Source organism: Capsulimonas corticalis, assembly GCF_003574315.2.
GTDB lineage: Bacteria > Armatimonadota > Armatimonadia > Armatimonadales > Capsulimonadaceae > Capsulimonas > Capsulimonas corticalis.
This window is the reverse complement of the sequence record NZ_AP025739.1, coordinates 3,374,039-3,388,088: the sequence shown is the minus strand read 5'-3', so window position 1 is coordinate 3,388,088 and position 14,050 is coordinate 3,374,039. Positions and strand designations below refer to the sequence as shown.

The 14,050-nt window shown below is 59.2% G+C and carries 12 protein-coding genes; 9 read left to right on the top strand and 3 right to left on the bottom strand.

Annotation, left to right across the window (positions count from 1 at the left end; genetic code table 11):
- Positions 1-7: 7 nt before the first annotated feature.
- Entirely contained in the window at positions 8-2,566 is a 2,559-nt protein-coding gene (locus D5261_RS14445; protein WP_119320614.1) for a DUF1553 domain-containing protein, read from the bottom strand.
- Between the two features lie 185 nt (positions 2,567-2,751).
- Positions 2,752-3,828, bottom strand: a complete 1,077-nt coding sequence (locus D5261_RS14440) for an NHL repeat-containing protein (RefSeq protein ID WP_125205890.1) — start codon at positions 3,826-3,828, stop codon at positions 2,752-2,754.
- Between the two features lie 372 nt (positions 3,829-4,200).
- On the opposite strand from D5261_RS14440, the gene purL reads away from it, so the two are divergent.
- From purL to D5261_RS14400, 8 genes are all read left to right on the top strand, one after another.
- Complete coding sequence (purL, locus tag D5261_RS14435; RefSeq protein ID WP_119320616.1) at positions 4,201-6,411, top strand: phosphoribosylformylglycinamidine synthase subunit PurL; 2,211 nt, start codon at positions 4,201-4,203, stop codon at positions 6,409-6,411.
- A gap of 373 nt (positions 6,412-6,784) precedes the next feature.
- On the top strand, positions 6,785-8,257 hold the full coding sequence (gene purF / locus D5261_RS14430) for an amidophosphoribosyltransferase (RefSeq protein WP_245992500.1): 1,473 nt from the start codon (positions 6,785-6,787) through the stop codon (positions 8,255-8,257).
- Positions 8,254-8,895, top strand: a complete 642-nt coding sequence (plsY, locus tag D5261_RS14425; RefSeq protein WP_165864064.1) for a glycerol-3-phosphate 1-O-acyltransferase PlsY — start codon at positions 8,254-8,256, stop codon at positions 8,893-8,895. Before purF ends, plsY begins: the two co-directional genes overlap by 4 nt.
- The gene (locus tag D5261_RS14420) at positions 8,892-9,491 is read left to right on the top strand and encodes a Maf family protein (RefSeq protein WP_119320618.1); all 600 of its coding nucleotides are present in this window, start codon (positions 8,892-8,894) and stop codon (positions 9,489-9,491) included. Before plsY ends, D5261_RS14420 begins: the two co-directional genes overlap by 4 nt.
- A 1-nt stretch (position 9,492) precedes the next feature.
- The gene (locus D5261_RS14415) at positions 9,493-10,287 is read left to right on the top strand and encodes a hypothetical protein (protein ID WP_119320619.1); all 795 of its coding nucleotides are present in this window, start codon (positions 9,493-9,495) and stop codon (positions 10,285-10,287) included.
- 371 nt (positions 10,288-10,658) lie between these two features.
- The gene (locus D5261_RS14410; protein WP_119320620.1) at positions 10,659-11,087 is read left to right on the top strand and encodes a hypothetical protein; all 429 of its coding nucleotides are present in this window, start codon (positions 10,659-10,661) and stop codon (positions 11,085-11,087) included.
- 147 nt (positions 11,088-11,234) lie between these two features.
- The gene (locus tag D5261_RS14405; protein WP_119320621.1) at positions 11,235-12,257 is read left to right on the top strand and encodes an ankyrin repeat domain-containing protein; all 1,023 of its coding nucleotides are present in this window, start codon (positions 11,235-11,237) and stop codon (positions 12,255-12,257) included.
- A 13-nt stretch (positions 12,258-12,270) separates the two neighbouring features.
- Complete coding sequence (locus tag D5261_RS14400) at positions 12,271-12,744, top strand: hypothetical protein (protein WP_125205891.1); 474 nt, start codon at positions 12,271-12,273, stop codon at positions 12,742-12,744.
- Between the two features lie 41 nt (positions 12,745-12,785).
- Here D5261_RS14400 and D5261_RS14395 read toward each other — a convergent pair whose 3' ends face one another.
- Positions 12,786-13,355 carry a shikimate kinase gene (locus tag D5261_RS14395; RefSeq protein ID WP_119320623.1) on the bottom strand — a complete coding sequence of 190 codons (570 nt, stop codon included), beginning with the start codon at positions 13,353-13,355 and terminating at the stop codon, positions 12,786-12,788.
- Between the two features lie 217 nt (positions 13,356-13,572).
- Between D5261_RS14395 and D5261_RS14390 the strand changes: the two genes are divergently transcribed.
- A complete protein-coding gene (locus D5261_RS14390; protein ID WP_119320624.1) occupies positions 13,573-13,986 on the top strand; it encodes an ester cyclase in 414 nt (137 codons plus the stop codon).
- The last annotated feature ends 64 nt before the right edge of the window (positions 13,987-14,050 follow it).

Here is a 14,050-nt window from a genome sequence, read left to right as displayed (position 1 = left end):
CTGCGCCTCAGTGAATGTATTGAAATTCGGGCGACGATGTGAGCGCCCAGACCATATCGACAATCGCGGGATGCGGTTTGACCGCAGGGATGACGCCGGCGCGGTTGAAGTAAACGCGGCCGCCGACCTGATCGAAGGACATGCCGCCGATCTGCGCGGCTGTTCCGAGCCCCACCTTGTCTGCGGGGACCGCCAGCCGCACCCACTGCCCCGCCGGCGGCAAGGCGCCCATCTCATGCCGGGCGGCGGATCCGGACGCGCCGTAGTCGATCAAGTTCTCGCCCCAGTAGGCGCGGTGCTCCCAGTTGCCGTCATTCCATTGCAGCATCAGCTCACGCGGAGGATGCGCGGGATCGATATAAACGTAGGCGAATAACTGGTCGCCGTTATTAAGCGTCAGCGCCGGCTTGGCGTCCACGAAGTGCTGCTCGTGCGGGCCGTCCGCCAGCGGGACTGTATGCGACGCCTTGCCGAAGAAGGGCATTTCCGGCGCTGGCGTCCATGGATCGGCCGGCATTGTCCCGGAGGGCGGCGCGCTGTCGAACCAGACGTTTTCGATCACGGGTTTGGACGGCGCGTCCGACGATGCGATTTCGGCGCGCAGAAATTTCTTGGCGACGGACAGCTCTTGCGACGTCGGCGGCCGGCTGTAGGCCGACCAGTAGGCGCGTCCGGCGATCTGGGCGGGATCGCGTTCCTGGGACATGGTCCGGGCGAAGGCGCCGCTCGTCACCCGACTGCTGTACTCCTCGCCGTTCAGCAGCTCCAGCGCCTGCACCACGGCGACATCGTCGGAGCGAGACGTCGAGATTTCGTTGCGCGAGGCCGAGCGGCCAAGCGCCCGCGTCAGCGCCGTCGAGTCTTCGTCATACGCGGCGCGGGGCGCATCTTTATTTCCCATCATCACGTTGACGCTGTCGAGTAGCTGCTCCTCCGTGAGACGCCGCAGGCTGGGCGAACGCACATAGCGCGGCTTGTCCGGCGACGAGGCGCTGTAAGTATCGGCGACCGTGGGATCGTAGCGCAATTGGTAGGTGCGGCTCGTCAGGATCAACCGAATGGTATGCTTAAGATCGTAGCCATGCCGCATAAAGTCATCGGCCAGCCAGTTCAGAAGCTGCGGATGGCTGGGCGCGTTGCCTTCGGCCCGGAAATCGTCCGCCGGCTCCACCAGCCCCAGCCCGAGATAGCGCTTCCAGAGACGATTGACGATGCACTTGGCGAAGCGCGGGTTTTGCGGATCCACCACCAGCCGCGAGACCTGTTTCAGACGGTTGTCCAAGTCCGACGGGATGTGCATCGCCGCGCTCCGGGCGGCGGGCTGATTGAACAGGAAGGTCGGCGGAACGAAGTCGCCCTCATGCACCTCGCAGCGGATCACCTCCACGTCCTTGGGCGCAAAGTACGATGCATAGCCCATGAACTTGCGCTGGGTCCACTCCGGGTTCAGGAAGTGGTTGTGGCAGCTCGCGCATTTGACGCCCGTCCCTAGAAAGACCTGCGCCACATAGGCGGCGCTCTGTGTCGTCTCCACATGGTCGTCGTTACGGATCCAGCCCCTGGTCATCGCGGCGGTCGGCGAGGGCGTGTTAGGATCGATCAGCTCGGCGGCCATCTCGTCATAAGGACGATTGACCTTAAGATTCGTCGTCAGCCACTTCTCCAAATTCGGCCGCGTTCCCGTTCCGCCCTGATGCGAGCCGTTGGACGCCAGCGCGTCCTCCCACCACGGCAGCCATGCGGCGGCGTAGTCGTCGTCCCGCGCCAGCAGCGTATCCACCAATTTGGCGCGCTTGTCCGGCGTCTTGTCCGCGATAAAAGCGCTTGCCTGGGATTCCGTCGGAATCATGCCTACGACATCGAGATACGCGCGGCGGACGAACGCCGCGTCGTCGCACACGGGAGGCGTCGGGAATTTCATCTCACGCCACTTGGCGGCGATAAAATTATCGATGGGGTTAAACGTCGGCGCCGACACGCCAGGGATACGCGGCGGCGCGGGAAGGCGTGCGAGATGCTTGGCGCGGATCTCCGCCAGCGTCAGCCCCGACTCATCCTCCAATGGCGCCGAGGGATCGATCACCCCCTCATCCACGACGGTCTTGCCCGTTTTGTCGGCGCTATCGTCATGCGCCCCCGCCAAAATCCACTCACGAATCAAATGGATCTCATCGACCGAAAGCGCGCCGTTCCCGATCGGCATACGCGGCGACTTAATTCCGCGCACATACTGCACCAGCAGGCTCGCATCGGGTTTGCCCGCGACAATCGCCGGCCCGCGCGCGCCGCCCTTGAGCAGCGACGCGACCGACATCACGCTTAAGCCCGAAGAAGGCGACGACGCCCCATGGCACGATGCACAGCGCAGCCCCAGCAGCGGCTTGATCTGCTTATTGTAACTGACGCTCTTGGCCTCCACGGGATCCAGCGGCCGGACCGGAATCGCGGAGGGCGCCGGCGGCGCAGCGGTCGCCGCCCACGCGACCAGCGACAGCAAGCCAGCGGTCGCGAGCGCGACGGCTTTGAAATGATGAGGCGTGGTTTTGAGATGTTTTGGCTGGTTCATAATTTTGTTGAAGAATGGCCCTCATCCCCCAGCCCCTTCTCCCAATTCTGGGAGAAGGGGAGCCAGAGTTTTTGTTTTAAGATCTCATTCAGATTCAAAATCTCAATCTTAAATCTGGCTCCCCTCTCCCAATTTCGGGAGAGCCGGGTACCCGCTTGCGGGTGGAGGGGGTGAGGGCCCAAATCCTACGCCATCTTACGCAGCAGCGTAATCCGCCCGATCGGCACCCATTCCGCGACGAGGATATCGCCGTTGTGCAGATAGATCGCCGTATGGGGATGGATGAATTTACCGGGAATAAACGCCGAGCGCGGCGCGCCGCGCAGGTCGGACGGGTAGCCGTCGCCCAGATGCGTGATGACCTTGTTGTTCCGATCGACAATCGTCACGACGCTGTCGAGATCGGGGACCAGCATTTCGTCGCCGCGCGTTTTGAAGTGGCAGGGCTGACGCATGCCGTCCGTCACGAACTTGACGTGCTTGCCGTCCGGCGTGAAGTACTGCATGCGATGGTTCGCGCGGTCCGCCACCACGAGCAGCGGGTCGGAGGATCGCGTGTCGAGCCAGAGGCCGTGCGGCTGATGCAGCTTGCCCGGCTCGATCCCCAGACCGCCGAAGGTGCGGACATATTCGGCGCGCGCATCGTATTGATGGATCCAGTTCGAGCCGTAGCCGTCCGCGACATAGAAGCCGCCGTCGGGGCTGAAGGCGATATTGGTGGGCGTAAACGGGCTGCCGTCTTTGTAGACGCCCGCTTCGGTGGGCGCGCCCTTTTGCCAGACGACATCGCCGTTCAAATGGGTCTTCGTGACGGTCTTGTGCTGGGTGTCGCAGTGATAAAGAAACTCATGGCTTCCTTCTTTGCGCACGTCCAACCCATGCCCGCCCCCGCGAAACTGCGCGCCCCACGACATCAGAAACTTGCCGTTCTTGTCGAACACAACAATGGCGTCACCGCTCTGAGAGTCGGGATGGACGGTATGCGAAACATAGATCCGCCCGGCGCTGTCCTGCGCCAGCCCCTGCGTATCGCCCCAGAGAAGCCCGGACGGCGGCGTCAGCCAGTCCGGAATCCATTGATAGCGATGATCGCCTTCACCTAAAACAATATTGGGCGACTGCCCCGTCTGAACGGTCTCGGCGGCCAGCGCCCGGCCAGCGACGGAGAAGCCGAAGGCGGCGACAATCGTCCGCGCCAGCAACTGCCGCCGCGTGTATTCTGCCGTCGTTTCACAATTCTCAGCGAACGATATTGGTTTCAATCCCGGTGCTCCTCTTCGACAGACCCAGCAGCGGCGCTACGCCGCGTTCCAAATGCGTATGTTACTTTATCACGAATTGGGAGGAGCCGTCTAGAGAGCATTCTCACTTATTTTGTTGTCAAAAATCACCCTGCCAATTGAATACAAGAAAGCGCCGGCGGTTAAAACCGCGCCTGCAAGAGCGCAGAAACCCACCTTCGTGGGTTACATATTCAGCCACGATACCGCTTAACAGAATGCCTATCATCAGGCGGCGCCGTCAAGGATTAAGTAACCCACGAAGGTGGGTTTCTGCGCTCTTGCAGGCGCGGTTTCAACCGCCGGCGTTCTATTCGCACCTAAGAGGCCATCCGTTGCAGGTATAATAACGGCATGACTGATCCAAAGATTTATCGCGAGATGGGCTTAAACGATGGCGAGTACGCCGAGATCGTGAAAACGCTGGGGCGCGACCCGAACATTGTCGAGATCGGCATGTATGCCGTGATGTGGTCCGAGCACTGCGGATATAAGTATTCGCGGCCCGTCCTGCGCTTGTTCAAGAAGTATCAGGAAGCCATGGATACGGGCGCGGTCGAGAACGCCGGCGTGATCGATATTGGCGATAATATCGGCATCGTCATGAAGATGGAATCGCATAACCATCCGAGCGCGGTGGAGCCGTTCCAGGGGGCGGCCACCGGTGTCGGCGGCATCCTACGCGATATCTTCACAATGGGCGCCCGGCCGATCGCCAATCTGAACTCCCTGCGCTTCGGGCCGCTCGACGCCGACGCCCGCACGCGCTATCTGTTTGAGCATGTGGTCGGCGGCATCTCGCACTACGGCAACTGCGTCGGCGTTCCGACGGTCGGCGGCGAGATCTACTTTCACCCGAGCTATACGGGCAACCCGCTCGTCAACGCCATGTCCGCCGGCATCGTCCCGCTGGACAAGATCGCCTCGGCGGCCGGCGCGGGCGTTGGCAATCCCGTCATGTTCATGGGATCGGCGACGGGACGCGACGGCATTCACGGCGCGACCTTCGCCTCCGTGGAGCTGGGGCCTGACAGCGAAAGCAAGCGCCCGAATGTCCAGATGGGCGATCCGTTCCAGGAAAAACTGCTGATTGAAGCGACGCTGGAAGCGCTGGCGACGGGCTATGTCGTCGGCATTCAGGACATGGGCGCGGCGGGCCTGACCTGTTCGACCACCGAAATGTCCGCGAAGGCGGGCCTGGGCATGACGATCGATGTCCGCAAGGTTCCGCTGCGCGAAGCCACCATGACGCCGTATGAGATCATGCTATCGGAATCGCAGGAGCGCATGCTGGCCGTCATCGAGAAGGGGCACGAGGACGAAGTCGCCGCAGTCTTCCATAAGTGGGGACTGAACGCCGTCGTCGTCGGCGAAGTGACCGACACCGGACGCGTAGTCATTCTGGACAACGGCGTGGTCGCGGCCGATGTGCCGTCCAAATCGCTCACCGACGATTGCCCGACCTACACCCTCGCCGCGAGCGAACCCACTTACATCAGCGAGGTCCAGGGCGCGGACCTGACGAGCTTCCCCGAGCCCGCCAGCTACACCGACGCGCTGCTGACGCTGCTCGGCACGCCGTCCATCGCCTCCAAGCGCTGGGTCTACGACCAGTACGACTCAATGGTGCAGACACAGACCACGGTGCTCCCCGGCGACGCCGACGCCGCCGTGATCCGTATCCGCGAGACGAATAAGGCCATCGCGCTCACCACGGACTGCAACCCGCGCTACTGTTATCTGGATCCGTACATCGGCGCCCAGATCGCCGTCGCCGAAGCGGCGCGCAATCTGAGCTGCGTCGGCGCGACCCCGCTCGCCGTCACCGACTGCCTAAACTTCGCGAACCCGGAAAAGGCCGACAACTTCTGGACCTTCCGCCGCGCCGTCGAAGGACTCGCCGACGCCTGCGAAGCGCTGGGCACTCCGGTCATTTCCGGCAACGTCTCCTTCTACAATGAGACGCCCGAGCGGGCGATCTTCCCCACCCCGACCATCGGCATGGTCGGCCTGATCGAAGAATCCGAGAAGCGCCTGACCCTGGGCTTCAAGGCCAACGGCGACAAGATCTTCCTCTTGTCCCTCGGCGAAGCCACTCTGGGCGGCAGCGAGTACCTGGCGGCGATCCACAACCTCGAAGTCGGCAAGCCGCCCGCGCTGGACCTTTCCAGCGAGCGCGCCGTGCAGACCTTCGTTCGCGAAGCGATCAGCCTGGGTCTTCTCCAATCGGCCCATGACCTCTCCGACGGCGGCCTGGCCGTCGCCCTCGCCGAATGCTGCTTCTCCGCCGAGCGCGGCGCGGAAGTCTCCGCTCCCGCCGACGCCCGCCTCCTCTTCGGCGAGCGCACCGCGAGCATCCTGCTGAGCGCCGCCCCCGAGCGCGTGGACGCCCTGCTGACGCTCGCCACCACGCACCACCTCGACTTGGACGAACTCGGCGCCGTCGGCGGAACCCGTCTGACGGTCCGCCATGGCGACACGACTGTCATCGACGCCGAAGTGAAAGCGCTTCAGCGTCGGTTCGAAGACGCGATCCCGAACCTGCTGGCGGCGGGGGCGGTTTAGGAGAGAGGCCCTCACCCGGCGCTTCTGGTTCCTCTCCCTTGCAAACCCACCCCGGCGCTTCGCGCCACCCCTCCCGCCGACGGGAAGGGTTTGGAAGACATGTTCTTACGAAGGTCGCCTGCGATAGCACACTCCGAAATAACCCTTCCCGTCGGCGGGAGGGGTGGCGCGAAGCGCCGGGGTGGGTTTGCAAGGGAGGGCTCGCGCCACCAGATTCGCTTTCTCGCAGAATCACGGGACTCCGACCGGGTCTCATGGGGTACACTAAAGGGGCGGATTTTTCATATGCCGATCTCGGCGGTGATCACCGCACCAATTTCAGGCCCCGGCCTGTTCTCGTACCGACCGTAGGATTTCAGCACTCTTGGAAACAATGAAGTTTGATGACGACGCCCTGATGCTCGCGACGGCCGCCGCGCGTGACGAAGATGACACGCCAAAGGAAGAATGCGGAGTGTTCGGCATCTATGCTCCGGATGTCGATGTCGCGCGACTCACTTACTTTGGCCTGTTCGCGCTCCAGCATCGCGGCCAGGAATCCGCCGGCATGATGGTGTCGGACGGCGAACACCTCAAATGGTATAAGGAGATGGGCCTCGTCAATCAGATCTTTGACGAGCGCGTTCTCTCCCAGCTCCAGGGCTACATCGCCATTGGACACACCCGCTACTCCACCACCGGATCCAGTATTCTTCGTAACGCCCAGCCGCTGCACTGCGCGTGGGGCGACGGCAGCGTGGCCGTCGCGCACAATGGGAACCTCATCAACACTGAAGAACTGCGCGCCGAGATGGAGGCGCAGGGGGTTGTCTTCGAGACCACCAACGACAGCGAAGTGATCGCCCGCATGATCGCCACCCAGCAGGACAAAACGCTGGAGGACGCGATCGCGCACACCATGACCCGCCTGCGCGGCGCCTACTCGGTCTGTATCCTCACCGAAGATACGCTGATCGCGATCCGCGATCCCCACGGCGTCCGCCCGCTCTGCCTGGGTCTGCTCGACAACAAACACTACGTCGTCGCCTCCGAAACGTGCGCGCTCAACACCATCGGCGCCCAGTACGTGCGCGAGATCGAGCCGGGCGAGATGATCATCATCGACAAGCACGGCTTCCGCGAGCGGCAGGCCGTGAAGCAGGAGCGTCACGCGACGTGTCTGCTGGAGTTCATCTACTTCGCGCGCCCCGACAGCACCATGTACGGACGCGGCCTGCACGACGCCCGCCGGCGCATGGGCCATGAGCTGGCGAAAGAGCATCCCTGCCCCGGCGCCCACATGGTCATGCCCATTCCCGACGGCGCCACGCCGGCCGCGATCGGCTTCGCCGAAGCGAGCGGCATTCCGTACGGCGAAGGCGTCGTCAAGAACCGCTACATCGGACGCACGTTTATTCAGCCCGACCAGCGCATGCGCGAGGCCGGCGTTCGCATGAAGCTGATGCCGATCAAGGAAGCGCTCGCCGGCAAGCGGGTCGTGATGGTCGACGACAGCATCGTCCGAGGCACCACCACCGGACAGATCGTCAAGCGTCTGTTCGACGCCGGCGCGTCCGAGGTCCATGTCCGCATCACCGCGCCGCCCGTGCAGTTCCCCTGCTTCTATGGCATCGACATGGCGAACCAGGAAGACCTCGTCGCTTATCGCCACACCGTGGAAGAGATCCGCCAGCTAATCGGCGCGACGAGCCTGGGCTTCATGAGCCTAGACGGCCTGACGCGCGCCATCGGCATCCACAAGGACAAATTCTGCCGCGCCTGCTTCGACGGCAAGTATCCGATCGAGATCCCGAACCACGTCAAGGTCTCGAAATTCGCTCTGGAAATGCCGGTCAACGCCAAGTGAACCCCATCTACCCGCTGGTCCTGCTGCTGTCGTATCTGTGCGGGTCGATCCCCATCGGCCTGATCACCGGCAAGATGGTCAAGGGCATCGATATCCGCGAGTACGGCAGCGGCAATATCGGCGCGACGAACGTCTGGCGCACGCTCGGCCCCGTCTGCGGATCCATCGTCTTCGCGGCGGATGTCGCGAAGGGGCTGATCCCCGTGGTCGCCGCTCATCACTTGCCGCACATCTCGCCGTGGTTCATCGTATTTACCGGCCTCGCGGCCATCACGGGCCATAACGCCAGCCCCTTTCTGAAGTTCAAGGGCGGCAAAGGCGTCGCCACCTCCGTCGGCGTCGCCCTCGGATTCAGCCCCGCCGCCGCGCTGATCGGCTTCGGCTTCTGGGCGCTGGTCCTGGCCGTCACCCGTTACATCTCCATTTCCAGCATCCTGGCGGTCCCCATCGCCTGCGTGCTGATCTGGATCCTGAACGGCTACACCCTGCCCTACGCGGTATTCGGCGTGTTGGTTTCCCTTTACGTTCTCGTCAAACACAAAAGCAACATCGCCCGCGTCAAAGCCCGAACCGAACCGAAGGTCACCTTACCGTCCATTCTTATGAAACTCTTCCACGGAGGAAGTCAAAGCGCATGAGCGCCCCCAAGATCATCCTCGCGTCAACATCGCCCCGCCGCCGCGAGCTTCTCGGCGTCCTCGGCCTGACCTTCGACGTCATCGGCAGCGAGTTCGACGAAGACAGCCTCGACCGCGACTCCCTCACCCCGCACGACTGGGTGATGCAGCTCGCCATCGGCAAAGCCGCCGCCGTCGCCGCCAAAACCGAAGGCGACGCCCTCATCATCGGCGCCGACACCACCGTGACCCTGCGCGGCGAATACTACAACAAACCCCAAGACCCCGCCGACGCCCGCCGCATGCTCGGCGAACTTTCCGGCCAAACCCACCAGGTCTACACCGGAATCTGCATCCTCCCCGTCACGGGCGGCGCCCTCGGCGTTCCCGTCACCGACTACGCCGTCACCGACGTCACCTTCGACCAAATCCCAGACCCCATCATCGACGCCTACGTCGCCACCGGCGAACCCCTCGACAAAGCCGGCGCCTACGGCATCCAGGGCAAAGCCCTCGCCTTCATTCCCAAAATCAACGGCGATTATTTCAATGTCGTCGGCCTTCCCCTCAACAAACTCGTCGCGTTGCTCGGACGCTTCGGCGTCAGCGTGTGGTAACATGACCACCAAATCTATTAATCAAATATTAGAGTTAATTTTAGATTCTGATCTGTCTCCTTATGTCATGTACAGTACATTTGTGAATTATAGAGCTTATAATGATCTTGTAGACGCCGCCGTTGCAGAATATCAAGATCTCCTGCAGCGCAATATGATTAAACATCTCGACACAGCGGTTGCAGGATCAAGAAGTCGACTATTAGCTGCTATAAATTTATTCGCAAAGTTCGATAAAATTGATGGTGACTTAGATTGGCTAGAAGCGAAGTATTGGACTTTAGATGAGGAAACTCGGGATGATATGCTCACGGAACTTGCCGAGAAGAAAATTGAGCGATTTGCGCCAATGCTGAATCCGATTATGTCTAAAGACGAGTCGAAGCATCTGCGTAAAATGGCAGTTTTCGTGGCTGGCGCCGTGCGTCACCCTATCAACCTCCCCACACTTCTTATACTTTCTGAAGATCCTGCATATGAAAATGACTGGCAAATTGCTATTGCGCTAATTAAATATGGGGTCGAAGAAGGACGCGGGTTTTTGAACACACTATACCATTGCAAGGAAGTCACATTAGGATATAGAAATTTGGGGGCATGGGGATTGGCAAAGCTCGGAAATCTAGATGCGCGTCAATCCTTGATAGGACAATTGGAAACGCTTAATCACCAAGGGGACAACATATGGCTTGTCGCGGAAGCTATTGCTGATTTAGAAGGTTGGGAATTTGAGCGTCACCCTCGTGGGATTGAGCGAGTACTTGCAAACGCAAGACAAATCGGACTAATCGCGTGAAGTTTTTGATCTGAAATTCATGGCCAAACAGCAAATTCATTGAGCATTAAATTTGTAATATGGAGTTTCTGTCGACCAGAGAAACTGGTGGCGTTGAGTTAATCAATCCATGGAACGTTGATCTTGCTCGTCTTCGAATCGATAGTAACTCAATAGCTCTTATCTCCTGTTCGCACATCCCAATGTCGTCGGCCTTCCCCTCAACAAACTCGTCGCGTTGCTCGGACGCTTCGGCGTCAGCGTGTGGTAAACTGGGCGATGATGCAATGTCCTCACTCAACGTCTGTCAGCCTTAGATATTCCAGCGCACACCAGAAAATCGTCCAGGCGCTCTTTCATCACTTTGAAGCAGTGACATGATAAGGAATCCTATGTCTGAAACATTATCCACTGAAGAAATAATTGACCTTATAATCTCCGGCGACTGTACAGTCGAAGAAGCAGAAGCTTTGATTGTGGAATTGAGAGCGCGTGTTAAGTGGTTTGACGGCTCCGATTATATGCTCCAGCTAGAAAATGGCGTAGGCGTACTTAGGCTAGCTCAATTAGAAAGAAGTAAATATCCTGAACATCTTTCAAAACAAGATTTAGTAAAAATCCTCAAAGAATCTACGCACGCATTAGTGACACAAGGAGATGTAGATATGCATGATGCTTTGATGATGATATTATTTAAGAACGTAGCAATGCCTGCTGATTCAGCAAGTAAGTTATTTGACAATATTCTTGATGGTCGCTCTGCAGAGGAAATAATAGAAGAAGTTCTAGAAAACAGACATGGCAAGTCTATACAGTTGTAACTGATTACCTGCTTAATTTAGCCTAGGAATGCGCCGACGATCCTCAGTATTGTCGGCATTCCCCTCAACAAACTCGTCGCCCTACTCGGCCGCTTCGGCATCAGCGTGTGGTAGTATCACGTCAGCAACCTTCATCGAGGCGAGGATATGAAGCGACACAGCGAACTGCACGATGCGCTGACAAGCGGCGATCTGGAATGGGTCACCGCGCTCTTGCACGACGGCGCAGACATTGAAGAACACAATAGCTTTGGGTGGACACCTTTAATGGCGGCCTCGCTGAAGGGCCAGGTGGACATAGCTCGCTTGCTGCTGGATCATGGCGCCGAACTGAACGCGACAGACCGCGAAGGAAAATCCGCGATCCATTACGCCGGCATGCGTGGGGGAGCCGAAGCCGTGCGATTGTTGGTCCGCTTAGGAGCGAACATAAATGCCGTGGAGTCATTCGGTGGCTACACGCCGCTGCACCTTGCGGCGGGGCACTGCAACCGTAAAATCGTCCAGGACACCTGTGCAGCGCTACTGGCGGCGGGGGCAGATGTAAACGCACGCAACAAATGGGGATCGACGGCGCTGTGGTCCGCCGCCCTCGCAATGCGCGGCGACCTGGTCGATTTTCTGTTGCAGCACGGAGCAGAGATTGACATCCGCGACAATTCGGGCAGAACCGTCCTTATATTCGTCACGACGCACTTTTTCGGAGGCGATATAATCGAACGGCTTCTGGCGCACGGAGCCCAGGTCAACGCCCGCGACGCCGAAAGCCGCACCGCGCTGATGTACGCAGCAATCTCAGCACGTCGCTCGATCATGGACACGCTTTTGGACGGCGGAGCGGACATCAACCTCCAGGATATACGGGGAGCAACTGCCCTGATGTACGCGGCAGGCGAGGCGCCCGCCGCCAGCGAAATAGGAGTGCTTGGCTGTGAAGCCAGCACCCGCGATGTTGGCGCCCAAACCGCCGCCTGGGATCCCGCCAAGAAGGCGGCGCGGCTTGCCAAAGCCTACCACGAACGCGCCGAAGCCATCCGCCATCTGCTGGCGCGCGGAGCCGATCCTACACTGCGGGATGCCGAGGGCAGGACGGCGCTGGACGTTGCGATGCAGAACGGAAACGTGGTGGAAGGCGACAACGCCGAGATGGTGACAGTGTTAACGGCTTAATTTGGAAAAAACAGTGGCAAAAGATTCTGAGAAGTCGCGTGGTCATCAACTTGTCGAACCCAATTTCGTTTCCAGTGGGTTAGATTTCGATACTATCACTCGACTTCTCTCATATTTATCAAAAGAAATATATCACATCGCGGCAATTCCCTCAGGTGTTCTCTTTGAAGTAATTCCTGCTCAATTCACGGGCGGACCATATCCCTCGATTGGCCTATTTACAGAGCGGTTTGTCGATATGGATGCAAATCTATGCCATTTATCCGACAAACTGATGGATGACTTGAACGGTTATGTCAACCGTATTGGTATCAACGAATTAATATTTGCTTCCATGGACGAACAGATCACCTGGGAAGACGTGCTTGCGCCGCACCGAGAAGCATTACTCCGTGCGCAGTTTGACTGGAGCAGCAGCCCTAGATATCAAGCAGCACAGAAGCAGCGTGATGAACGAAACGCGAACGCGTTAAAACCATTCCTCTAATCCGCCATATCTACGACCGAGGGGATAGGACATTCTCGGCGTCACGCAATACACTCGAGCACGTCGCGCGTGACCTCTTCTGGAGTCTTGCCGTCCGTGCAGACCGTGTGTTTCGCGAGTGCGGAATTGGACGGGTTTTCGAGAAAGCGGCGAATGATGCGGCGCCACATGGCTTCCTTGCGCTCATCGACTTGCTCGCCCATTCGCCCGCGCTCCATCAGGACCTCCACGCTTCGCTCGATATTCGTGCAAGGCAGCAGCAGAATAACATGGGGATACGGGGCAAGCGCCGTCTGCGCTTGCTTGAATAGCGCGGCGGTGTCATAAACGGAGTGGATCGCGCCGAAGTCGATAATGCATCCATCGTAATCTTCCAGCACACGGCCGACGGCGTATGCGTTGAACGGTTCGTAGTATCGGATCAGTTCTTCGAAGTTGGTGTGGCGCAGTTGCGCGGCAAGCTCAGCGTTGTAGCCGATCTCCTCGTAGTAACGAAAACGCTCCTTGTCCAGAGCGACGTGTGGGCGTCCCATCCGCTGGGCGAGCAGACACGCCGTCGTACTTTTGCCCGCCCCGGCGGGGCCGATAAGAATAATATTATCGAAAGACATGGCTCCATTCCTCTCCACAGGATAGATCTATTCTAGCGCAGATAACCGCAAAAGGCGCCTCTTCCACCGGCAAATCGGCCCTTGGTTCTTGCCGTCAGCAACATCACATTTCTTCAAAACATCGCTCCCCGCCTGCCGCATTCTCATCGGGTAATATGACAGCGGAGGCGCCGCCCGCCTCCATCACCAGAAATCGGCAACAGGGAGAGATTGCAGCATGGCGTTAGAACAGAACAAACAGATCATTCAGCGATTTATGGACGAAGTTCTTAACGATAAGAACTTGAGCGCGATGGATGAAATCGTCGCCGAGGACTTTATCGAGCATGTTCCTTTTCCCGGGCAAGGACCGGGGCGCGAAGGATTGCGCCACACGATCGCCGGTTTGATCTCTGCTTTTCCTGACATGAAATGGACCACCGACGAGCGCGTCGCGGAAGGCGATACCGTAGTGACACGGTTTACCTGGACAGGCACTCACAACGGCGATTTCCTGGGAATGCCAGCGACGGGAAAGTCGATTGAAGTCTGGGGCGTCGTGATCGACGTAGTTCGCGACGGCCTCTTTGCCGAAAGCCGAATTATCCTTGACATGCCGACACTCATGCAGCAATTGACCTCTAACGCATGAGACGGCTCATCGTCATCGATTTTGGCGCCCCCATTTACCAAAAACCGCGCGTGCGGCGACACGA